Source organism: Actinomyces ruminis (assembly GCF_002154335.2).
GTDB lineage: Bacteria > Actinomycetota > Actinomycetes > Actinomycetales > Actinomycetaceae > Actinomyces > Actinomyces ruminis.
This window is the reverse complement of sequence record NZ_MTPX02000014.1, coordinates 26011-50376: the sequence shown is the minus strand read 5'-3', so window position 1 is coordinate 50376 and position 24366 is coordinate 26011. Positions and strand designations below refer to the sequence as shown.

Below are 24366 nucleotides of genomic sequence, written 5' to 3'. Positions count from 1 at the left end.
CAACGACGACCGAAGTCAGAAGGAAGCTCATGACCACATCCGTCACCGGGGGGAACGCGCCCTCCACCACCGTTGAGCCGAGTCCTGAGAAGAAGGGCCTCGACGCCGGCCGGAGAACCGATCCCGACTACGTCTCCTGGCCCGTAAAACTTGGTTGGTCCGCCCGTGGCTTGTCTCTGGCCGCTAACACCATCATTCTGGGGTACTTCAGTCTCTACGCCACCGACACCCTTGGCATCAGCCCCGCCCTGCTGGGCACGCTTCTACTCGCCTCCAAGGTCTTTGACGGCTTCACCGACCTCGTGGCCGGGTGGTTGATCGACCGTACCCATACCCGATGGGGGCGGGCTCGTCCCTACGAGTTCGCCATGCTCGGCATGTGGATCTCCATCTGGGCGCTCTTCTCTATCCCCGCCCACCTCTCCATAAGCGCCAAGGCCACCCTGGTGTTCGTCCTGTACGTCATGGTCAACTCGGTGTTCGCCACGTTGGCGGGCACCAACCAGACGCTCTACACCGCGCTTGCCTTCCCCACACGCGTGGCCATCGGCAGGGTCTCGGCCTTCACCGGCGTGGTCATCTCCGTGGGCGCCGTCATTATCTCCGTCGTCGTCCCGCAGGGCCTGGAATGGGCGGGTAAGGACTCCGGGCGCTGGTCGACCTTCATCCTCTGCCTCGCGATCCCCATGGCGATCCTCGGCATGATGCGCTTCATCTTCGTCAAGGAGACCGTCACCCAGGCGGCCGACGCCATGGACAAGGCCAGCTTCCGTGAGATCTTCGCGATGCTGCGCGACAACAAGTACATCTGGGTCATCTTCGTGCTGTGCATTTTGCAGAACCTGCTCATGAACGTGGGTGCCCCCGCCTACTACTTCCGCTACGTCGTCGGCGACCTCGGCATGCAATCCACGCTCGCGTTGGTATCCGTCGTCGCTATTCCTGCCGTCTTAGGCATCCCAGTGCTTATGAAGAGGTTTAAGCTGACGCACCTGATCATGGCCGGGCAGCTGCTCGTGGCGATCGGCAGCATGCTCTACTACGTGGCGGGTGCCAACCTCGTGGTGCTCCTGAGCGGCGGGCTATTCGCAGCCGTGGGCGCTCTGCCTCTGTCCTACATGATCGGCATCATGCTGATTGACTGCGCCACGTACAACGAATGGCGCGGCCACCGCCGCCTGGAGTCCATTCTCGGCGCGGTCCAGTCCGCCTCCAGCAAGATTGGTGCCGGTATAGGCCTGATGGGCGCGGGTGCGTTCCTGTCCGCCTTCCACTACGACGGCTCGCTGGACGCCCAGCCCGACTCGGCGATCTTCGCCATCCGCGCCCTATTCAGTTGGATTCCCGCTGTGATCGCCGTGCTAATGGCTCTACTCCTCCGGTTCTATCGGGTTGAGGATCTACTGCCCCGGATCAACGAGGAGCTTGCGGCCCGGAGGGCCTCCGCAGCCGCCAGGGCCGGCGGCGGGGCGACGACAGGTTCGCGGCCCACACCTACCGACGTCGCCTCAACGTCACCGCCAGCCACGACCAGGAGGTCTGATCCGATGAACGACACCACCATCCACCCCGATAGCACCGACCGGACCGTCAGCGACGTCGTCGACCATCCCTACCGGGATCCCGCATTGCCCATCGCGCAACGTGTCGAGGACCTTCTGGGCCGCATGACCACCTCTGAGAAGATCGGCCAGTTGCGGCAGTACTTCTACGTGGCCCCAACCGACGAGGACGTGCCCGAGCAACTGATCGCCGCCCTCCCGCCCGAGCACCAGGAGTATGCCCGCCAACCCGCCCGCATCCGTGCCGCTCTCGACCGCGGTGAGGTCGGCTCTCTGCTATTCGTCACGGATCCCGCGCTCATCCGGCGACTGCAGGAGCGCGCCATCGCCGGCAGTCGGTGGGGCATACCGCTGCTGTTCGGCTTCGACGTCATCCACGGGCTGCGCACCATCTTCCCGGTGCCCATCGCGGCCGCTGCCTCCTGGGATCCCGACGGCGTCGAGGCGGCGCAGCGCATCGCTGCGCGGGAGGCTGCCGCGGTCGGCATCCGCTGGACCTTCGCCCCGATGGTGGATATTGCCCGCGATCCCCGCTGGGGCCGCATCATTGAAGGCTCCGGCGAGGACCCTTGCTCGGGGCCGCCATGGCCGCTGCCCAGGTGCGTGGCTTCCAGGGCGGGGCCGCTGGGACCGTCTCTCCTCAGGACTCGCACGCTCCGGACTCCGACCTTGTCGACTTCCCGGTCGACGCCGTCCTGGCTGGTCCCAAGCACTTCGCCGGCTATGGTGCGGTCGACGGGGGCCGAGACTACGAGGACGTCGACCTGTCCGACGACGCCCTCCACAACATCTATTACCCGCCGTTCCGGGCCGCAATCGATGCTGGTGCCGGCAACGTCATGGCCGCCTACATGGACTTGAACGGTGTGCCGGCAGCCGCCAACCGCCACCTGTTGACCGACGTGCTGCGCGGCGAGCTCGGTTTCAATGGCTTCGTCGTCTCGGACGCCAACGGCGTCAACAACCTGAGCACTCAGCGCCTCGTGCCCAACGCGGAGGTGGGCGCGGCGCGGGCGCTCACCGCCGGTCTGGACATGGAGATGGCCAACGGCCCCGCAGCCTACGAGCACCTGCAATCCGCCCTTAAGACGGGGTGCGTAGACGAGGCCGCCCTGGATACGGCGGTCCGCCGCGTGCTGGCCGCCAAGTTCCGCCTCGGCCTGTTCGAGCGCCCTTACGCTGACGTCGCTGCTTCCATCGCCGTCTTGGATACGCCTGCCCACCGGGATGCGGCTCGTGAGGCCGCCGAGAAAACACTGGTATTGCTGGAGAACGACGGTACGCTGCCACTCGCTGCGCAGGGCTCCGCTGCGGTCCGGCGCATTGCCGTGCTCGGGGACCTGGCAGAGTCTAAGCGCGACATGCTCGGCCCCTGGACCTTTGACAAGGACGTAGAAGAGTCCGTCTCGATCCTCGACGGCATCCGCGCTCGTGCCGGGGCCGATGTCACCGTTGAGTACGTCCGCGCTCTGGCCACCGCCGAGCGCTCTCAGCCCTCTATGTTCGACCACATGGACGCCGGCCTGTTGCCCGCCACTCCGGAGGGATTCGATGCGGATGTGGAAATGGACCGGGCCACTGGCGTGGCCGCTACTAGCGAGGTGGCGATCGTCATCGTAGGCCAGAACCAGAACATGATCGGGGAGAAGTCCTCCGCTTCCACCCTAGACCTGCCCGGCCGCCAGGCGGAGCTGCTGCGCCGGGTCATTGCCACCGGCACACCCACCGTGGTGCTGGTGATGAGCGGTCGTCCCCTCGACCTGCGCCCGGCCGACGGCGCCGCCGCCATACTCCAGGTCTGGTATCCGGGTACCCGAGGGGGCCAGGCGGTCGCCGCCGCGCTCTTCGGGGACGTCTCCCCGGCGGGGCGTCTGCCCTTCACCTGGCCGCAGCACGTGGGGCAAGTGCCGGTCTACTACGCCCACCGCACCACCTTCGACCCCGAGGGCGCGGACACCCGCTACTGGAACGAGGCCTCCGGTGCGCCCCGCTACGTGTTCGGGCACGGTCTGAGCTATGCGACATTCCAGTACGGGGACGCATGCGTGCCCGCCCGGATGGCAGTGGGCGAGAGCGCGACGGTGAGCGTGGACGTCACAAATACCTCCGACGTCGACGCCGACGAGGTCGTCCAGCTTTACATCCACCAGCGTTATGGCCTCTCCACCCGACCGGTGCGCGAACTCAAGGGCTTCAGGCGGGTGCATGTACCCGCTGGGAGGACCGTAACCGTGGAGCTGCCGCTGGGCCCGGAGCAACTGCGCTACTGGTCGTCGGTCACCCGTGAATGGGTCCAAGACGAGACCGTCATCGATATCGCCGTCGGCGGCAGCTCCGCCGTGCCTTTCACCGCTCAGATCGAGGTGACTGCGTGAAGGGCCACGAGACAACCGGGAGGAACAACATGCTGAGCCTATATGACCTCAGGGTCGAGTATCGGAACAATCCCATCGGAATTGACGCCGAGGCGCCGCGCATCAGCTGGAAGCTAAGGAGCGATCGGCAGAATGTCGCCCAGAGAAGCTACAGAATCCGCGTGACGCACGGCGACGGAGTGATGTGGGACAGTGGGATAGTCGAGAGCGATCAAAGCGTCTGCGTGCGCTATGCGGGCGAGGCGCTTCGTCCGCAGGCCGAGTACGAAGTCGTGGTGAGCGTAATTGACAACTACGGCGAGTCTGCCTGTGTTCAAGGCGGCTTCGAAACCGGCCTCATGTCGTACCAGAACATGGCGGCGGATTGGATCACCCACGGTTTTGCGGACGGGCTCGAAGCTCCGGCGGTGTTCACGAAGAGGTTCTCCGCTCGGGGAGACATCGTCAGAGCACGCCTGTATGCCAGCGCTCTTGGAGTGTACCGCTTCACGGTCAACGGCAAAGAGGGCAGCGACGTGCGTTTCGCCCCGGGCTGGACCAGCTACCAGGCACGAGTGCAGTACCAGACCTATGATGTCACGGAGTTGCTTGGCCGTGAGAACGAGCTCGTTTTCACGGTGGGCAACGGCTGGTACAAGGGTATTCTGGGATTCTTCAACTCCGGTGAGCATTACGGCAAGCGCACCGCCTTGATCGCCCAGCTTGATATCGACTACGCCGACAGTACCAGCGAGCGAATCGTATCCGATGCGAGTTGGGGCTCCACCACCGGGCCCATTCGTTATAGCGAGATCTATCATGGCGAGGTCATCGACTACACCGTTGGCGAGCAGGAAGCCCGACCGGCCGTCAAGTACGACCAGAGCAAGGCTGTGCTGGTAGCGCAGGGGAGTGAGCCCGTGCGCATCACCGAGCGCATCGCCGCGCAAGAACTACTCATCACCCCCGAGGGTGACCGGGTACTGGACTTCGGTCAGAATCTCACCGGTGTCATCGAGTTGAAGATTCGTCAGCCGCGCGGAACGGTCATCACCGTCCGGCATGCGGAGGCGCTCGATGAAAGGGGCAACTTCTTCACGCGTAACCTCCGCACCGCCAGGTGCACGGACACCTTTGTGTGCAGCGGGGGAGACGACGTATTCCTGCCGGACTTCACCTACCACGGCTTCCGGTACATCGCGGTTTCGGGCCTGGAGGAGATCCGACCCGAACAGTTCACCGCCTGTGTGATTCATACCGACCTGGAGAAGAGCGGTTCGTTCAGCTGTTCAGACGAGCGAGTCAACCGCCTGATGCATAACGTGGACTGGGGCCTGCGAGACAACTTCCTGGACATACCAACCGACTGCCCGCAGCGGGATGAGCGGTTGGGATACAGCGGCGACGCCAGATCTTCCTGTCTACGGCCATGCTCTGCCGCAATGTGGCGCTTTTCTTCGAGAAGTGGCTGCAGGACCTGAAGTATGAACAGTCTCTGGGTGAGGGGGTCCCTACCACCGTGCCGAACATCCTTGGGCCGGGTGGCGGCATAGCCATTTGGCACGACGCCGGCGTCATCGTTCCGTGGAGGCTGTACGAGACGTATGGAGATCTGCAGCTGCTCGAGGGGCAATTCGACAGCATGAAGGCGACCGTGGACTTTTACACCGAGCGGGTAGCCGACAGGGGTAGCGGCCTCATCGAATCCGGTCAGCAGCTGGGGGACTGGGTCAGCATGGATGTGCCCCGCGGTCCCATGCTTAACTATCGGGGCGAGATCTGGAACCTCCAGCTCAATGAGAAAATGGGGGCCACCGATCCGTACTTCGTGGCGAATGTCTACTATGCGAACTCGGCGCTGTTGACCGCGAAGGCGGCCGCGGTGCTGGGAAGTGAGGAAGACGTCCGCAAGTACCAGGCGCTGCATGACACGCTGACAGAGGCGATTCGCCGGGAGTATGTGACTCCCAATGGACGCATTGTGAACGACACTCAGACCGCGAATGTGCTGGCACTGCACTTCGGCGTCGTGGAGGAGAAGGATCGCGCCGTGTGTATGGAGCGCCTGCTGGCGAACCTCAAACGGCACCGGAACCATCTGACCACCGGCTTCGCCGGGACGCCCTTCCTCTGCCCGGTGCTGTCCGAGAACGGGCGCCACGAAGTAGCGGGAACCGTCTTCCTGAAGGACGACTGCCCTTCGTGGCTCTACCCCGTGGGTCTCGGGGCGACCACCATGTGGGAGCTGTGGGACGGAGTCAACCCAGACGGGAGCTTTAACGGGTTCGAGATGAACTCCCTCAACCACTACAGCTATGGCTCCATAGGCGGCTGGGTATATCATGACCTGCTGGGTATCAAGCTGCTGGAACCGGGCTACAAGAAGTCCCGCATCGCTCCGCGCCTGATCGTCGGCATTCCCGAGATCGAGGGGCGCATCGAGACGATTTACGGTAGACTCACTTGCAAGATCGTATGTGCCCGGGGCAGATACGTGGTGGATTTGGACATTCCCGCCAACACCACCGCCGAGGTCGCTCTGCCGGAGCGGGAGGAGGTGTTGCTCGGTTCTGGCGTCTATCACTTCGAATACGCGACGGAGCATGACTTCGCCCCCAAGAAGTTCAATATGGAAACTACTTTCGGCGCACTTATGGCTCACCCTGAGGGTGCTGCGACCATGAACCGGTATGCCAAGGAACTGGTAGACAACGAGTTGTTCATGATGTTTGCCGCCGAGCGTCCGGTGCTCGAATTGGAGGGCACGTTGCCTCCCGCAGCCATGGATGTCATACAGATGGCACTCGATGCCTGTAATGATACCGAGCAACGCTTATCTCCGCGCCCGTCGTATGAGCCGAACCCGTCCGACTGAGAAAACGACTCGGGCGAGCGGCGGTGCGCAGGGCTCCTCCCCGGATGCGTTACGCCACCGGCTCACACTCGCCCACGAGTGGGTGTAAAACAAGACCATTCTCGACATCGCCGTCGGATGCAGTTCCGCGGTGCCCGTCACTGTTCAGATTGAGGTAACTCTTCGATGGCCGACAAAACCGCGCCGCTGCTCGCTCCCGTCCTGACCGACCTTGACGACGCCGCCTGGCTTGCCACTCCCACGCCCGCTCCCGCGGCGGGCAATCGTCCCGCCTACGAGTTGCGTACTTGCCTGGCCGTCTCCGCCGTCGAGGCGACCGGTCCGGCGCGGCTGACCGCCACCGCTCACGGCATCTACGAGGCCTTCATCAACGGCGATCGTGTTGGCGACGTTGAACTGGCCCCCGGCGCCACCAGCTACCGCAAGACCTTGTACGTGCAGACGTGGGATGTGACCGGCATGCTACGTGTCGGGGAGAACGAACTGCGTCTGGTCGTCTCCGACGGCTGGTTCCGCGGCCGCTGCGGCGCCAGCCGCGTACCCGACAACTACGGCGAGGCGACCGCCGTCATCGCCGCCCTCACACTGGGCGGCGGACCGCAAGCGAGTGGTGGCGACGGCGCCTCCAGTTCGGATAACGGCGCTCCCGACGACGATGCGGCGGCTGGCGCCGCTGACGCTCCCGTCGAGCGCCGGGTGGTCACCGGGGCCGGCTGGGAGGTCGCCGTCGGCGCCATCACCGCCGCGGACCTGATGGACGGGCAGACCACCGACCTAATGCGCATCGGGCGGGAGCGGTGGGAACCCGCACAACTGGCGGACACGCCGCTAACCCGCGACCGTTCGCGCCTGGCCATCTCGCCCGCACCGCCCGTGCGGCGCGGGGAGCAGATTCCGGCCATCAGCGTCACCCGCCTGTCTTCAGGACGCCAGATCGTGGACTTCGGGCGGATGCTGAGCGGATGGGTGCGCATCAGCGACCTCGGCCCCTGGGGCACACGCCTGACACTGAGCCACTTCGAGGTCCTAGATGAGCACGGGGACATGACCACCCGACACCTCCAGTACGCCCCGCCATTCCGGGAGGAGCCCTACCCGCTCGGCCAGGTGGACACGGTCATCTCCCGGGGTGTGGCCGGCGACGTCGTCGAGCCGCACCACACCACCCACGGATTCCGGTACGTGGCAATCGACGGGGCCGACTGGGAACTCGACCCGGGCAAGATCACCGCCGTTGAGGTGCGCAGCGACCTGATGCAGCGCGGCGGATTCATGTGCTCCAACCGGGATCTGAACCGCCTGCACCGCAATACGGTGCGGGCCTGGCGCTCCAATTCCTGCGACCTGCCCACAGACTGCCCGCAGCGTGAGCGTTGGGGGTATACGGGCGACTTCCAGATCTTCGCCCGCACCGCCGCCTTCCTCGACGACGTCTCCGGCTTTGCCCGCAAGTGGCTACGCTCGCTTGCGGACGACCAGCGCGAGGACGGCACCATCCCCAATGTCGCGCCGGACACGGGTACGGAGGGGAATAGCCCGCTGCCGGACCTGTCCGGCTCCTCCGGTTGGGGCGACTCCGCCACCATCGTCCCCTGGGAGATGTACCGCGCCTACGGGAATGTGGACGACCTGGCGGCCGCCTACCCGATGATGCGCCGCTGGGTGGAACATGTGGAGCGCGTGGCCGCTGCCGGTCGCTACCCGGCTCGGGCCGAGGCCCACCCCCAGTGGCGCGAGCACGACCGCTACCTGTGGGACACCGGCTTCCACTGGGGCGAGTGGACAGAACCGGGCGTCGAGTGGAATCCGCGCGGCGATTTCGGCATTGTGGCCACCGCCTACTTCGCCCGCTCCGCCCGCATCGTCGCCGATACCGCCGAGGTTCTGGGATATGCGGACGACGCCACCCGCTTCGGCGAGCTGGCGGACCGGGTGACGGCCGCCTGGCGCACCGAATTCGTTCGGGACGACGCGGAGGGGCTGCGACTGACCGAACCGACTCAGGCCAACTATGTGCGGGCCCTGGCCTTCGACCTGGTCGAGCCTGGCCAGCGGGAGCGTGCCGCCGAGCGGTTGGCCGAGCTGATCCGGGATAACGGCTGCCGGCTGTCGACCGGTTTCCTTGCCACCGGCATGCTCCTGCCCACGCTTGCCGATGCGGGCTACACCGACCTGGCCTACGAGGTGCTCCTCCAGCGTGAAGAGCCCGGCTGGATGGTCATGATCGACCGCGGCGCCACGTCCATCTGGGAGGAGTGGGACGGAATCGACGTCGACGGACGGCCTCACAGTTCGCAGAACCACTACTCCAAGGGTGCGGTGACCACCTTCCTGCACGAGTACGTGGCCGGCATCAAGCCTGCGGCGCCCGGCTACACGGCGGTGGAGATCTCCCCGGAACCCGGCGGCGGACTCACCAGCAGTCGAGCCTTCCTCGAGACCGCCCGCGGCCTGATCGACACCTCCTGGACGATCAGCGACGGCGTCTTTCACATGCGGGGCGAAACCCCGCCGGGGGTGCCGACCACGCTGCGTCTGCCCGACGGTCGCGTGGTGGAGACCGGCGGTGGGGAATTCTCCGAGTCCTGCCCGCTTCCCGAAGCCTCCGCTTCATCCCGCGCATGACTCTACCGCATCGGCACAGCTGCCCTGCAGACGGCTGTGCCGCCCTTCGCGACAGATATGTATACGCCGGCCTTCCCGACCGTGGGTTACTGGTCGCCTGCCCGCCGGCAGCGTCCTATCAGGCCAATGCCTTCCCCCGCGGAATTTGACGTAACCCGCCCGGCCCCAACCACTCCTACCGATCTCGGCACGTAAGTTCTACCGACCTCGGCGGTTAAAACTACCGACCTCGGTGAGGGGGAGCGGCGGGGTAGGCATCCAGGTCGACGGTGGAGACCACCACCGCGCTGGGGTGGGCGGCGTCATGCAGCACCCGCATGGTCACCGGGGCGCCATCGGCCGGGTCGGCCACGCCGTAGCGCGGCCAGTTGGAGCCGGCCAGGTCCAGGCGCAGGCGGTGCCCGACAGGCAGGTGCACCCCGGTGGCCCACATGTCCACCTCCACCTCCACCGGCTCGCCCGGCGTGAGCGGAACGCGTCTATCCAGACCGTTGCGGGCGCTGAGCCGCAGTACCCCGTCGGTCAGCAGGGTGGAGGTGCCGTCGGGGGCCACATCGGTCAGGGCGGCGTGCAGGTGGCGTCGGCGGCGTCGGCCTCCACCCAGGCGCGCAGCCGCACCGGGCCTAGGAGCGTGACCGGCTCGGTCAGCGGTGCGCTGGAGAAGACGGCTACGTCCCCACGCGCCTCGATATCGCGCTGATCGTGCGGGCCGGCGTTCTCCGGCGGCCCCATGAGCATCTGGCCGCCCGCGGTGGGCACCGGCTCGGCGGGGTCGTGCACCCAGGCGGTGAATCCCTGCGCGTCGTCCTCGTCGCCGGGTGCGCGCAGTACGCCGTCGGCGTCCAGGCGCCAGGTCTCCTCGACGGCGTCGGGGGCGGGCCATGCGGGCAGGTCGATCCAGCGGTCCGCGCCCATGACGTACACGCGCACCGGATCGCGCGGCAGCCGGGCCGCCGCCTGTGCGTCCCCGAGTGCCGCCTGCCAGAAGTCCAGGCTCAACTCGCCCAGGCCGACGTCGTCGACGCCACCGCCGGGGAAGTCACGACCGGCCAGGTGCCCGTCGAAGGTCAGGTGGGTCCACGGGCCGATCACCAGGCGCACGTCCCCGGGCCGGCCCCGTGCGGCGGCGCCAGCGGCCATGGCCGTGTAATTGCGCAGGGTGCCGCCCTGGAACAGGTCGTACCAGCCGGACACGTGCAGCGTCGGCACCGCCAGCGCCGCCAGCTCGTCCGCCGGATAGGCGACGGATTCCCAGTAGGCGTCGTGCAGCGGGTGGTTCACCCAGTCGACCACGTGGGCGCCGGCCGGGTGCGCGGCCGCGAGGTCGCGTGCCGCCTGTGCGATACCCACCCGCTCCAGGTAGGGGGTGAAGTCCTCCACCGGCTCGGGCAGCGCCTCCTGTGGGGCGTCCGCGCGGCCGTCGCGCCACAGTCCGGTGCGCACCTGCTGGCGTGCCCACTCGTACGAGGGCCCCTCCAGCAGCACGCCGCCGCGCATGGCCAGGTCCTCGTCATAGGTGGAGGGGGACACCCAGGCGGTCATGGCGGTCAGGTGCTCGGTGCTGGCCAGGGCGGCGGTGAACTGGGTGGTGGTCAGGTAGGAGTTGCCGAAGGTGAGCACGCGCCCGTCGCACCAGGGCAGGGCTGCCAGCGCCGCCAGCGTGGAGGTGCCGTCGGCGGCCTCGTCGAAGTAGAAGCGGAAGTCGCCGTCGGAGATGTCCGTGCCGCGGCACGCCTGGGCGACCACGGCGAAGCCCGCGGCGATGGCTCGGTCCAGACTCAGACCCGCCTGCATGCCCAGCACGCCTGCCATGAGTCCGGGCGCGGTCGGGTCCGCCCCACAGGTCTCGGCAACCATGGGCCGCCAGGCCCCGAAGTAGGGGCAGCGGGTCAGCAGCACCGGGTGGGCGGCGGCGTCGTCGGGGCGCACGACGTCTGCGCGCAGCACGGTTCCGTCCGGCATGGGGAGCTCCAGGATCTCCCGGATGGCGCGGGCGGCGGGCCCGCCCGCTGCGGGCAGCTTCAGGGCGGCGCGTACGGAGGCCGGGACGGCGGTTGCGGCCGCGTTGGCCGGTTGTCCGCCCGACGACGGTGCCTGCGCTTCGGGGTCTGGTCCGGCCGCTCGGCGGCCGCGTGGGTATCGGTCATGGCTTCGGCTCCTGTTCTTCTGCTTCAGCGTCTGCCAGCATGGCGGACTCCAGGGGATAAACGACGTCGTCGATGGCGCCGACAGGGGCGGCTGGGCCGCCGTAGCGGCGCCCGGTCCCGCCGTCGGCCCACGGGTCCCAGCCCGGGTCGCCGTCGCGAATGAAGCGCACCCAGTCGGCGTGCACGACATCGGCGAGCGCCTGCGGCCGTGGGGAGCCCTGGACGCCGTCGGCATGCGGATGGGCCAGGCAGTCGAAGACGAAGGGTACCTCCATGCAGTGCGTGGACAGCCCACCTGCCGGTGCGGGTAGCGCCGAGCACCAGGAGAAGTCGTACAGCCAGGTGCGTCCGGCCGCGACCGGGTCGGCCGTGCGCCGCCGTACCCAGGCCAGCACCGGCAGGCGGAACAGGCCGTTGGAGATCACCTGCCCCACCAGCAGTTCCTCGTCCCGGGCAAGTTCGGGGTAGGTGGTGGTGAACTGAGCGATCCGCTCCGGGCTCATGCCGGCCTGCGTCAACAACTCCGCGGCGCTACGCCCGGCTATCGCTGCGGCGAGCGCGCCACCGATCGGGGTGATCTCGTGCCGCACCCCGCCGCACAGTACGGGTACGGCGGCGCTCTCGGCCGTTCGGGCCGAATCCAGGGTGGAAGCGGGGATGATGTCGCCGTCGACCACCGGCATGAAGGTGCGGGAGATCGCCCGGGGCGGGCGGATGAAGCGCGACAGGTCGGCGGAGATGTCGAACAGGGGGAACTCCCGGCCGAGCTGTTCCGACACGTCCAGCACCTGCTCGGCATCCAGCGAGCGCCAGCCGTCCAGGCTCGGGGTGATGCCGGCGATCTGGGCGGCCCGCTCCCCGATGATGCGGCGTCGGTGACGGTAGCGGCCGTGGTGCCGCCCGACTCGCATATGACCCGACTGAACAGGCCGCGGACGCGCGGGGAGTTCAGCAGCACCAGGGCGGATGCGCCGCCGGCGCTCTGGCCGCCTATGGTGACCTGCTCGGGGTCCCCGCCGAAGGCGGCGATGTTCTCCCGCACCCACTCCAGGGCGAGGATCTGGTCCAGGATGCCGCGGTTGACCGGGGCATCTGAGTCCGGAATCCAGCCGAAGCCGTCTAATCCGAGCCGGTATGACACGGAGACGGTGACCACGCCGTCGCGGTTGAAGGCGGCCCCGTCGTAGTAGGGGCTGGCCGGGCTGCCCGCGTAGAAGCCGCCGCCGTGGATCCATACCAGCACCGGCAGGTGGGCGCCGGCGTCCCCCGGGGCGGGGGTGAAGACGTTGACCGAGAGGATGTCGTCGCCGGGGATGGAGGGCTCCGGGATGGCGGTGGTCTCACCGAAGGGGCGCCGCTGCGGGGTGGGGCCGGGACGGGTCGCCTCCCGTACGCCGTCCCAGCGCCCGCGCGGCACCGGTGCCAGGAAGCGGAGGCTGTCTACCGGCGGTTCGGCGAAGGGGATGCCGTAGAAGGCGGCCGAGCGAGTGAAGCGGGCGGATGCGGCCGACGTGGCGTCGGCGACGGACGTGCCGGGACCGTTGGCGCCGGTGCCATCATCGGCGCCGTCGGCAGGGGCTGAGGCGATCCGCCGCCACACCCCGCGCACCGCCCCACAGGGGGCGTCGACGACGGGACCGGCTCCGGTCTGCGGCAGCGCTATGGGGGTGGAGGCGGGGTGAGAGGCGCACATGTCACTTGACCTTCTTGACCGGGTAGATGGAGATCGCGGCCAGCGCCAGCATGGCCATGGCGAAGACATAGATCATGCGGTACCCGGCGGCGCCGGCGATATGTGCGACCAGCTGACCGGCGATCACGGGGGCGAGCATCTGCCCGATGTTCGTGGCGACGTTGGCCACGCCCAGGTCGCGGCCGGCGGCCTCCGGGTCGGGCAGCACGTCGATGAACAGGGCCTGATCCACGGTCATGAAGGCGCCGTAGGCGAATCCGGACAACGCCGACATGATCAGCAGGCTGGTGACCGTCGGCCAGAGGATCGGCAGGATGTACACCGCCATGAGGGCGAAGGAGGAGTAGATGACAAAGGGCTTGCGGCGTCCCAGCTTGTCCGACAGCCGCCCGGAGAACAGCATCATGATGATCATGCCGGGCATGGCCACCAGGCTCAGCATGGGGACCATGGCATTGGCCTCGGCCTGGGTCAGGGCCGGGCGCACATAGGACTGGAGGATGTACAGGTTGAAGGTGGTGGAGCAGGTGTAGCCCAGCATCATCAGCAGGCGGGCGAACCACACCCAGCGGTAGTCGCGGTCGCGCAGGGCGATGGTGAAGCCGATGAGGAAGGCCTTGACGTCGAAGTGCGGCAGCTCCAGCTCCTTGGAGGAGCGGTCCTTGGCCAGCAGCACGAAGCAGGCGGCACCGAAGGACACCAGGATGGCGAAGATGTAGTAGGCGTCCAGGCCCATGGCGTTGAAGGCATTGCCGGCGACCAGCGAGCCGCCGAGTGCCCCGACCATCATGCCGACGCCGGCGAAGGCTGAGACCGTGGCCAAACGGTGATCGGGGGTGCGGTCGGCGATCGTGGTAGTCAGGGGCGCCTGCATGAAGTTCAGGGCCACCTGTGCCACCACCCAGAAGATGGTGATCAGCAGGATGGTGGTGGAGTAACGCAGTCCGATCATGAGCAGCGCGCCCATGAATCCGCCCGAGCAGATCCAGAAGGAGCGGCGTCCCCAGCGGGAGCGCCACCGGTCGGAGATGACCCCGACGATCGGCTGGGCGAACATGGTGAATAAAGAGCCGATGGCGCTGACCACGGACAGTGCCCCGGCGCGGGCCCCGTCATACTGGTTGTAGATGTCCGTCAGCTCGGCGGCGTCCGCCCCGGTATAGGTGCCGGAGGCGAGCTGCTGGAGTACCTCGGCCGTGACGTGCGGATAGTCCGCGAAGTACGCCTGGAACTCCACCATCTGCACCTGGTTGGGCAGCAGGATCCCGGGAATCGCGGAGTAGCACGAGAACAGGAACATGCCCGCGATCGTGTAGGCGAACAGGTACTGGTAGAAGGGCCTGCCGCCCAGGTACTTCATAGAAGTACCGGGCCTGGTCGGCTCGGCGATATTCGGATCCTTACCGACCTGCGGTACCGCGGCTGCTTGGGACATGGGAACTCCTCTGTTTCTCTTGATGGTTAATGGCTTATGTCATGGGTAATCTGCGGTTGCTTGGTTGCTGATACGGGCCAGATACAGCATTAGGCCACCAGGTGATGACGGCCGTGGGGCAACTCGATGGGCTCCTCGCGCTCCCGGCCCGGCAGCGTGACGCGTGCCTTCGCCCCGACCGGGACGACGACGTCGAGCTCCAGCCGGCCCTGCCCGGCCGCTGCCGCCTGCGCTGACACCTCCCGGCCGGCCTCGTCCACCAGCCGCCAGACCACTGCGGCCCAGCCGTAGGGGGTGCGGTGCACGGCCTCGGCGTGGGTCAGGCCCCCGCCCGGCGTCGGCGCCACCTCGATCACCCGGTAGCCGGGCTCTGCGGGTGCCAGGCCCGCGACGCTGCGCTCCAGCCAGGCCGCCACCGCCCCCAGGGCGTAGTGGTTGAAGCTGGTCATGTCGCCGGGGTTGATGGAGCCGTCCGGCAGCATGGAATCCCAGCGCTCCCAGGTGGTGGTCGCCCCCATGGTGACCGTGTACAGCCAGCTCGGGCACGTCGTCGTCAGCAGCAGCCGGTAGGCAGCGTCGGTGTGACCCGTGGCGCTGAGGGCCCCGGCGAGCACGGGCGTGCCCGCGAAACCGGTGGACACGTGTCCGCCGGAGGCCTCCACCAGCTCCGCCAGCCGGTTCCCGGCGAACTCGCGGGCCTGCTCGGAGCCGGTCAGGTCGAAGGTGATCGCCAGGGAGTAGGCGGTCTGGGTGTCGGAGGTCATGCGCCCGGCGCCGTCGGTGAAGCGGGCCCGGAAGCCCTCCCCGATCGCATCCGCCAGGGCGGCGTAGCGGGCGGCGTCGTCGTCCTCGCCCAGCACGGCCGCCCAACGGGCCACGATCCGGGCCGACTGGGCGAAGAAGGCGGTGGCCACCAGGTACGGGTCGGTCATAGCCTGCATGGGGTTGTCTGGCGGCGCGGACGGGTCCAGCCAGTCGCCCAGCTGCATGCCGGAATCCCACACGTGGTCGGCGGCGGACAGGGAGTCCACCAGGTCCACCCACGCCTTGGCGGAGTCGTACTGCTGCGCCAGCAGCCCCCGGTCGCCGGTGGCACGGAACAGTTCCCACGGCACCACGGTCGCGGCGTCGCCCCACACGGCGGCCGGCCGCGGCGGGGTCCAGAGTCCGCCCGGGATCACGGGCACGTACCAGGGCACGGTGCCGTGCGCGGCCTGCTCCAGGGCCAGGTCCGCCAACCAGGATGACAACAGCCCGGTACAGCCGTAATGGAAGGCGGCGGTGGGGGCGAAGGCCTGGATGTCGCCGGTCCAGCCCAGGCGCTCGTCGCGCTGCGGGCAGTCGGTGGGCAGAGCGACGAAGTTGTCCCGCATGGACCACCGCGAGTTCTCGTGCAGGCGGTTCACGCGCGCATCCGAGCAGTTGAATGCGCCCAGCCGCTCCATCTCGGAGTGCACGACGACGGCGGTGAGCGCCCCGGCCTCAATGTCCCGTTTGGCGGCCTCCGCCCCACCCGGCCAGCCGGCCACGTCGGCGTAGCGGAAACCGTGGATGGTGAAGGCGGGCTCCCACTCCTCCACGCCGTCGCCGGCAAGGGTGTAGCGGTCCGTGGCGGCGGCGCCGCGCAGCGGGCGCGTGCCCAGCCGGCCGTCCTCCAGCACCTCGGCGTGACGCAGGGTGATGGTGGTGCCGGCCGGGCCGGCCACGCGCAGCCGCAGGCGGCCGGAGAGGTTCTGCCCGAAGTCGATGAGCGCCCGCTCCGGGGCGATCTCAATCTCCGCCTCCCCTATGGACATTCCCTGCCGCTCCTGCACCGTCACCGCCACCGGCAGCAGCGTCTCCTGGGTGCGTACGGGGGCGTCGAGCGGCATGATCAGGCGCTCGGCGTCCGAGGCGCCCACCGCCACCGGCGACCAGTCGGCGGCGTCGAATCCGGGGGAGGACCAGCCTGGGGTGATCAGGCGCGCGTCGACGGTCTCGCCCTCGTACAGGCCGGTGAACAGGATCTCCCCGGCGCCCGCCCGCCAGTTAGGGCCGGTGGCGATGGTGGTGCGGGTGCCGTCGGCGTGAGTGAGCTCGAGCTGGATGATGGCGGCGATGTCGTTGCCGTACAGGTTGCGGTAGCCGCCTTCGAAGCCGATGTGGCCGCGGTACCAGCCGTCGGCCAACTGGGCGCCCAGGGCGTGCGGGCCGATGCCGTCGCCGGCGGGGGAGGAGCCCAGTAGTGCGGCGGTGACGTCGTAGGTGCGGGCGACCAGCCGCTGCCCGTACACCGTCCAACCGGGCACCAGCTCATCGGCGCCAATGCGTCCCCCGTCTAGCTCGGCGCGGATCAGGCCGTGGGCGCTGACGTAGGCGCGGGCGGCCACCACCGGGCGGTCGACCGTGAACTCGTGGCGCACCCGCGGTGGACGGCGGTCGCTTTCGGGGTTCTCCGGCCAGGCGGGGCCGACGGGGAGGGCCTTCCAGTCGGAGGAGTCGAGCAGGCCGGCCTCGTAGACGATCGGGGCGGACCAGTCGGTGGTGGCGGGGACCGCAGCGGCCGGGGCGGTGGCGGAGGCGGCTACGGTGACGCTGCCGGTCACGCGCACGCGCACCTCGACGCGCTCGCGGGAGGCGAGCGGGGCGGCGGGCCAGTCGGCCAGGACACCGTCGGCGGTGAGCAGGGGCAGCGTTTGCGGGCTGTTAAGCGGGCTGCCGGCGGCGTCGGTGCGGGTCAGCTCCAGTTCGGCGGCGGTGGGGGACCAGCCGGCGGGGGCGGCGGCGATCTCCCAGGACAGGCGGGGCGTGGGGGAGGCGCCGCCCAGGACGTCGCCGGGCAGGTACTGCTCGAACTTCAGGTGGACGGGGGCGGCCAGGTCGCGACGGGGTCGGGTAGGTCGGCGGCGGCCAGGGTCGGCGCGGGGATGGCGGGACGGGCGTGGGGGAGTGCGTCGCCGGGTTGGAGCGTTGATACTTCGGGGAGCGGGCCATGCGGAGAAGTAGCGGGGTGTTGCGGTGAGGAGGGGGTCTGCGTTGTCTGCGTTGACATGGCGGAGCTCCGTCTGCGGTGACGAGGGGCGGGCGTTGAAACGACTCAAAGGTTAATTGTCGCGGTGGTCGGAGTCAACGGGCTGGTGGGACGCCGACTTTCTGACGGGCAACAGCCCGATGTGCTGGTGTTGGAAAGCACAGAGTGCGCCGACAACGCCCGGTGGTCTTGAGCCAACCTTGCCGGGCCGAGAACGTCCTTGGCGGATCGAGAACGTCCCGCGTGCTGCTCGGCGTATAGGCCGACGCTTGCGAATCGATCCGTACTACTCCCACAGACCGGGAACACGGCGGGCATGCAGCGTCACCTCCGGTGGCATGCGCTCCATGATTCTCGACGCCAACCGCCCCTCGTCATTGAGATCCGCATAGGTCACCCGCATAAACGACCGGCCTATGGCGCCGATGGCGTCTTGGTGGAGCTTCTCCTACCAGATGTCGTCGTTGACGCCGTACTTGCTGCGGCCGTCGAACTCGATCGCCAACCGCAGATCCGGCCAGGCGAGATCGAGGAAGCGCTGGCTGCCGGCGTCGAGCATGATTTCGTACTGCAGATCCGGTGACGGCAATCCGAGTGCCACGATCAGCCGCCGTGTCAGTCTTTCGCCGGGAGACTCCGAGAAGGGGCTCGCCATGGCGACGACGGCACGGGCGCGCACCGCGCCCCGCCGTGACCCTTCGGCCTCAACCGCCAGCAACTGGGGACGAAGACGATTCCACCGCGCCCTCGCCTGCTGCGGGTTGATGCGGTCGGGACGGCATAGCGTCCACACGGCTGAATCGACGATCGTGATCGACTCTCGCACCGGGAGGTCGAAGGCGCAGTCGACCGCTGTTCTCAGCAGGGTCGTGACTGGTAGCCCGTTGATCACCTCCACATCTTCGGCACGCAGCCGGGAACGACGGCGCTGCAGGCTTACGGCTCGACCCGCTCCGGATAGGTGCGGGAGAATCCCATCCACAAAGCCGACGGGCACCAAGGGCTGCCGTGCGCGCTTGGGGTTCGTGGGCACCGCGATACGAATATCGGTCTCGCCGCGGCGCAGCCACAGGACGTGTACCAGCGCGGCTGCCTCATGGGTGAGTACTACCGCGGATCTGGCCGAGTGAACGGCGGCGACGCAGCGGGCTAGGCCGACCTCGCGCTGCTGCGTCCACACCGCCTACCCGGGAATCGGGAGCAAGGCGACGCCGGGGGCTATCTGTACGCGGGCGTCGCCGGCCTGGGCTCTGCTGGGGCGCCTAGCGTAGGTGAACTCGATAGTCGGCAACGACGGCGGTGCGGGAATAGTGTCCATGAACTGATCTTTGGGCTGCCCGCGGAATTACGCATGTGTCCGCGGCGAGTTCTCTACAGGCGGTCGTGTATGCATGTTCCGACTATGCTCTGTGGGCGACGGGAGCCAGCCGTACCGGACCACCGCGAGGGTTCCGCAGGGACCTGCTGCGGTGATTGACGTGGTTGACACTTGGAACACGACGATCGAGTAGGCCATCACGGGTGCGAGCGGCAAGGTAGAGATGGTGCTCCGGCCGCTCCTGGTTGGCCGTGGTACCCCGTCCAAGGTATCGGCGCATGCGGCGATCCTGGAATCGCCTTCTCCGATACCTTCTCCCGGAACAACGCCGTCCTGATGACCGGGGAAGAAGGAGGCCAGGGAGGAGGGGCCCGCGTCCAAGCCGAAGGGTCGACACGTCAAGGTCCAGCAGAGCAGGGAAACGGGCCGGCAGATGAGCGAAGTCATTACCGCAATCGCTCGCCTGGTCCGGGCCGTTGGTGTCCTTGTTGACGCCCTCGGCAGGTGGTTCGGCTGAGCCGTCTGCCTCGGGGAGTCATCCGGTTGTCGCCGGGTGACTCCCCACCGTTACGCGTCCCCGGCCTCCTGGGGGCAACAGCGGTCTGGTAGCGGCCTATCATTGATAGACGACCAGTAGAACTCGGGCTTGGGTGCGGGGAGTTGCGGCACCGAGCGTCATCTCGTGTGCATTGTCCCGCGCGTGATTGCGGCGGCGGATCGCGCTTGACGCGGGCACCGGTGCCGTCCGTGCGTCAGAGGGTGTGAAGCACCTCCTCGACGGCGGTGCGGGTGCGTTGGAGGTCGTGGCCGGTTACGTCGAGGAAGGCGCGCAGCATTGCCTCCTCCAGGTCGAAGTCTTCCAGTACTACCCATTGTTGTTGCAGTCCCTCCCAGGAGGCGAGGAACTGCCGGGCCAGGTCCAACGGGTCGCGGTCGGCGCGGGCCAATTCGCTGGCCTGGAGTTGAAGCATGATGCGTCCGAGTCCTTCCAGGGTGACCTCGTAGTGTCGGTGGAAGTATTCGTTCGCCACGCTAGCAGGGTCTTGAGAACGGCCGATGAGGTACACGTGCAGGCGCAGATAGCCGAGACTTGTGGCCGTACTACGTAGCAGGGTACGGACGATCGCCTCGAGCTGCTGTGTGGAAGTCATCTGGTCGTCGGCGGACCAAAGCAACTTCTCGCTGGGCGTGATGCGGGTTGCGACCTTGCTGTCGAAATACTCGTGGGCGGCGATGAGGAGGTGGTCGCGGGTGGGGAAGTGGTATGTGAGCGTGCGCTCGGTCAGCCCGGTGCGCTCTGCTACGGCGGCGTTCGTGAGGTTCTCGTGTCCGACCTCCACAATGATCTCGAAGGCCGCCTGCGCGATCGTCCGCTTCTTTCCCGCCGTCTTGGCATAGGGACCGCGAATGCTGGCGGCGTTGCTTCCGCGGCTGCTCCGGGAGCCTGCTGAGGAACTGCTCTTGCCTGTGTGGGCGGCCTGAGAGTTGGTCTGTTGATGGGCCCAGCTGCTGCTGAGTGGCATGAGAACCTCCAAAACGTGGTTGTTCTACAGTTTTAGAGTGGAAACTGGACGCCGTCAACCCTTGACAGCCTCCTCAAAACGTAGTTCACTACGTGTTTGTAGAACGTTCTTCGTCAATGATGACTGAAGCCTAAGGAACTCAGCATGACCACAACTCCGGCCCCCGATGGGGCTTCGGCGGCTGCGTCGCCGCGACCCACTTCGCTCGCTGCCCCCGTGGGCGGCAGCCCAGCCAAGCAGGCCGATCCCGATCGCGTGCCCTTCGGCAAGAACCTGGCCTGGAATGCGCGGGGACTCTCAATGGCCGCAAACGTCCTCATCCTGGGCTATTTCAGCCTCTACGCCACGGATACCTTGGGTATGACTCCGGCCCTGCTAGGCACGCTCATGCTCTTCTCCAAGCTGTTCGACGGCGTCACCGACCTGGTGGCCGGCTGGCTTATCGACCGCACCCATACCCGCTGGGGGCGGGCCCGCCCCTACGAGTTCGCCATGCTCGGTATGTGGCTGAGCACCTGGCTGCTGTTCTCCACGCCGGACATGAGCACAGCCGGCAAAGCCGTGTGGATCTTCATCCTCTATACGCTGGTCAACTCTGTATTCGCCACCCTGGCGAACGTCAATCAGACCTTGTACACCGCCCTGGCCTTCCCCACGCGCGTGGCCATGGGCAAGGTGGCCGCTTTCGGAGGCGTCCTCATCTCCTTCGGTGCAATCCTCATCGCTATCGTCGTGCCGATCGGTCTGGACTGGGCTGGCAAAGATGCAAGCCGCTGGTCCACCTTCATCCTGGGATTCTCGCTCGTCTTCCTTATTCTGGGCATGATGCGCTTCCTGTTCGTCAAGGAGATTGTCACCCAGGCGGCCGATACTACGGAGAAAGTCACCTTCCGCGAGATCTTCGCCATGCTGCGTGACAACAAGTATATTTGGATGCTTCTCATCGTCGCGTTGCTCTCCGCAATCGCCAGCAACACCGGCGCGGCGGCGTATTACTACCGCTACATCGTCGGCAACCTGAGTATGCAGTCCGTTACTGCAGGTATTGCCGTCATTGTGGTGCCAACCGTTGCCCTAGTGCCGTGGCTCATGAAGAAGTTCCGTCTGACCCGGATCATCTTCGTCGGACAGCTCCTGATCATCGTCGCTGCGGGAATTAACTTCGCCGCCAATGGCAATATCATCCCGCTGGTCATTGCCACACTCGTTTCAGGGCTGGGGACTTTGCCCGGAACCTACATGATCGGCATCCTGCTGATTGACTGCTCCACCTACAACGAGTGGAGAGGACACCGCCGTCTGGAGTCCATCATGGGGTCCGTACACTCCTTCGCCGGCAAGCTCGGTGCAGGCATCGCCGGATGGATCGCAGGCCTCATTCTCTCCTCCGCCGGCTACGACGGCTCCCTGGAGGTTCAGGCCGCACCGGCCAATATGGCCATTACCGTCCTGTTCGCCATTCTGCCAGGCGTCGCCGCACTTTTTACCGCCATCATCTACTGGTTCTTCGACCTCGATCAGCGCCTGCCGCAGATCAATGTCGATCTAGCAGCCCGCCGAGGTGAAACTGCCGGAAACGGGACGGACTCCGACGACGCCGTCGGGCAAGCTGCCGCGGCAACCGAATCCGAAGGTTCACTCGGGTCGCTAAGGGAGCCGTGAGCGCAATGATCAGCACGACCAACCCGCAATACGCCACGGCGACGGAGCTGCGTCGTTTCAACATCGCACCCGAAGACGCCATCGACGCCGAAGTGCTTCCGACCGGCGCCCTATATATCACACCTGCTGTCCGCGACCCCGAGTATGACCTTGCGGTGATCGAATCCGAGCAAGACCTGCCTGCCACGGACACCATGCCCGTGCCGCTACACGTCATCCGCGGCCGCTTCGAGGGTACTGCCTCCCATTTTAATGTCTACCTGCCCCCGGCGCACATATGGCGCGGCCGGTTCTTCCAATACACCTACCCGATGGATGACGAGAACGCCTCCGCCCGCAAACTGTGCTTCGGCGCGGACGCCGGCGGCTACACCGTCCAGGCCTCGGGAATGAGCGGATACCGCCACGCCGCCGCTGCGGCACGTGCCGGAAGGCTGCTGGCCGCCGAGTATTACGGCAGCGGGAACCGGCCTATCCACGGTTATCTCTACGGGCCGTCGGGTGGTTCGTTCCAGACCATGGGCGGAGTGGAGTGCACCTCCGGCATCTGGGACGGATTCGTCCCCACCGTTATGGGCACGCCCGTCTCGCTGCCGAACAACTTCTTCATCCGCGCCCTGGCGCGACTGGCGCTGGTCGACGTCGGCGAGCAGATTCGTGCCGCCGTCCTAGATGGCCGCGATCTGGCAGAGGGGCTTTCTCCGTTGCAGATGGAGGTGTTCGAGGAAGTCACCGCCCTCGGTGTGCCGCTGAGCGCCTGGAGTGAGCCGGGATATGTCCTGGGTGATCTTGACCGCGACGGCCTGCCCAACGCCGACTCACTCACGGACTTCCAGGCCGCCCTCAAGACGATGGACCCCGACTACGCCGAGGACTTCTGGACGCTGCACGGATACGAGGGCACGGAGGACACACCACTTGGTGAGCTACTGCGCAGCCGGCTGGTCGACGCAGTCGGCACCGTCTCCCGTGTAGTTGTCAACAGTGAGCAGGCGATTGCCCTCGTTGTCACCGGTTTGCCGGAAGTCGCGGGGCAAGCGGATAACGTCGATCTGCACCTGTCTATGCCCGGAGCGGAGGAACTGGTCCTCACCGCGCACCCGCTGCGTCCCGCAGAGTCGGAGATGCGGGGACGGATCGGCGACGTGGCCCCAGACGAGTTGGCCTTAGCGGTGCCCGCCGACGCCCCACCGGAAGTGCTTGTAGCGTTGGCTGGCCGCCCCGACGGCTGGAATGTGCGCGTCGAGAACCGCTGGGACCTGGCCGTGCGCCTGTACCACCGCCACCAGGTGCCGCCGCCGGAGGAAGGATTCGACGTCTACGACCGGTTCCGTGAACGCGACGGAGAGTCGCTGCGTCCCCAGCGCTCCCTGCGCGCCGCGCAACTGATGGCCATGGGCGTGACCGGCGGTGTCACCTATAGCGGCCGTTTCGATGGCAAGGTCATGCTCGTCTCCTCGCAGGAGGACGCCGACGCCTACACCTGGCATGCCGACTGGTACCGACGGCGCGTCGTCGCCGCAGTGGGGGCGCAGGAGGCTGAGCGCTGCCTGCGCGTATACATCACCGAACACGCCGACCATCACGACGGCCCCGTCTCACCCGCTAAGCGAGATCGGCTCGTCAACTACGACCCCGTAGTCGAACAGGCCTTGCGGGATCTAGCGGCCTGGTGCGAGGACGGCGTGGAGCCGCCGGCCTCCACCGGCTACCGAGTCGCAGGCGGCCAGGTGATTCTTGCCCCCACGGTTGCTGAGCGGGCCGGGCTTCAGCCGCTGGTCCGCATTGCCGTCAGCGACGGCGTCGACCGCGCTGACGACGGCGTCGAAGCCAGCGGACCGATCTGTGTCACCCACGGTAGTCGGGTGCGTCTGCGCGCCGACGCCGGGGCTCCGGCCGGAGCCGGACGCATCGTGTCCGCCGCTTGGAAGCGTGCCGGCGTGGGCGACTTCGAGGTCCTGGACATCACCCCCGGGCGTAAAGCCACGATCGAGTGGGAGATCGATGCCGACGAGCCGGGCGAGCACATCGTCGTCGTGACGGTCGCCTCCGTGCGCGGTGACGGCGCAGACCTGACGCGGGTTAGCAATCTTGCCCGCCTCCGATTGCTCGTGGTCTGATCGGTTTGGAGAATTCTCCTCGGCGCATCCCCTTCTTACGCC

Annotated in this window: 11 protein-coding genes and 3 pseudogenes; 7 read left to right on the top strand and 7 right to left on the bottom strand. The window is 67.1% G+C overall.

Annotation, left to right across the window (positions count from 1 at the left end; translation table 11 throughout):
- Positions 1 to 29: 29 nt before the first annotated feature.
- The 5 genes and pseudogenes from BW737_RS02065 to BW737_RS02045 form a co-directional block, all read left to right on the top strand.
- A pseudogene (locus tag BW737_RS02065) lies at positions 30 to 2072 on the top strand (MFS transporter); the annotation flags it as partial.
- Positions 2073 to 2146: 74 nt separating this feature from the next.
- Positions 2147 to 3937 (top strand): glycoside hydrolase family 3 C-terminal domain-containing protein, encoded by a 1791-nt coding sequence (locus tag BW737_RS02060; protein WP_257210363.1) that lies wholly within the window; start codon positions 2147 to 2149, stop codon positions 3935 to 3937.
- Positions 3850 to 6200 (top strand): annotated as a pseudogene (locus tag BW737_RS19765) (family 78 glycoside hydrolase catalytic domain); the annotation flags it as partial. The gene BW737_RS02060 and the pseudogene BW737_RS19765, both read left to right, overlap by 88 nt.
- A gap of 6 nt (positions 6201 to 6206) precedes the next feature.
- Positions 6207 to 6791, top strand: coding sequence for an alpha-L-rhamnosidase C-terminal domain-containing protein (locus BW737_RS19760; RefSeq protein ID WP_420835692.1), 585 nt, complete (start codon positions 6207 to 6209; stop codon positions 6789 to 6791).
- A 165-nt stretch (positions 6792 to 6956) separates the two neighbouring features.
- The gene (locus tag BW737_RS02045) at positions 6957 to 9416 is read left to right on the top strand and encodes an alpha-L-rhamnosidase (RefSeq protein ID WP_086615208.1); all 2460 of its coding nucleotides are present in this window, start codon (positions 6957 to 6959) and stop codon (positions 9414 to 9416) included.
- A 220-nt stretch (positions 9417 to 9636) separates the two neighbouring features.
- Here BW737_RS02045 and BW737_RS02035 read toward each other — a convergent pair.
- From BW737_RS02035 to BW737_RS02010, 7 genes and pseudogenes are all read right to left on the bottom strand, one after another.
- Positions 9637 to 11378: pseudogene (locus tag BW737_RS02035) on the bottom strand (CocE/NonD family hydrolase).
- Between the two features lie 181 nt (positions 11379 to 11559).
- Positions 11560 to 12207 (bottom strand): carboxylesterase/lipase family protein, encoded by a 648-nt coding sequence (locus BW737_RS15495; RefSeq protein ID WP_257210370.1) that lies wholly within the window; start codon positions 12205 to 12207, stop codon positions 11560 to 11562.
- Positions 12105 to 13256: a carboxylesterase family protein gene (locus BW737_RS16560; protein WP_086615205.1), complete on the bottom strand. Its 1152-nt coding sequence runs from the start codon at positions 13254 to 13256 to the stop codon at positions 12105 to 12107. Before BW737_RS16560 ends, BW737_RS15495 begins: the two co-directional genes overlap by 103 nt.
- Position 13257: 1 nt before the next feature.
- Positions 13258 to 14691 (bottom strand): MFS transporter, encoded by a 1434-nt coding sequence (locus tag BW737_RS02025; protein ID WP_086615204.1) that lies wholly within the window; start codon positions 14689 to 14691, stop codon positions 13258 to 13260.
- A gap of 89 nt (positions 14692 to 14780) precedes the next feature.
- A complete protein-coding gene (locus BW737_RS02020) occupies positions 14781 to 17771 on the bottom strand; it encodes an alpha-L-rhamnosidase (RefSeq protein ID WP_218961740.1) in 2991 nt (996 codons plus the stop codon).
- 378 nt (positions 17772 to 18149) lie between these two features.
- Positions 18150 to 18881 (bottom strand): hypothetical protein, encoded by a 732-nt coding sequence (locus BW737_RS02015; protein WP_086615203.1) that lies wholly within the window; start codon positions 18879 to 18881, stop codon positions 18150 to 18152.
- An 890-nt stretch (positions 18882 to 19771) separates the two neighbouring features.
- Positions 19772 to 20542, bottom strand: a complete 771-nt coding sequence (locus BW737_RS02010; RefSeq protein WP_086615202.1) for a TetR/AcrR family transcriptional regulator — start codon at positions 20540 to 20542, stop codon at positions 19772 to 19774.
- Between the two features lie 144 nt (positions 20543 to 20686).
- Here BW737_RS02010 and BW737_RS02005 point away from each other — a divergent pair, with 144 nt between their 5' ends.
- Both BW737_RS02005 and BW737_RS02000 read left to right on the top strand, forming a co-directional pair.
- Entirely contained in the window at positions 20687 to 22204 is a 1518-nt protein-coding gene (locus BW737_RS02005) for an MFS transporter (protein ID WP_086615201.1), read from the top strand.
- A gap of 5 nt (positions 22205 to 22209) precedes the next feature.
- Positions 22210 to 24324 carry a hypothetical protein gene (locus BW737_RS02000; RefSeq protein ID WP_086615200.1) on the top strand — a complete coding sequence of 705 codons (2115 nt, stop codon included), beginning with the start codon at positions 22210 to 22212 and terminating at the stop codon, positions 24322 to 24324.
- The last annotated feature ends 42 nt before the right edge of the window (positions 24325 to 24366 follow it).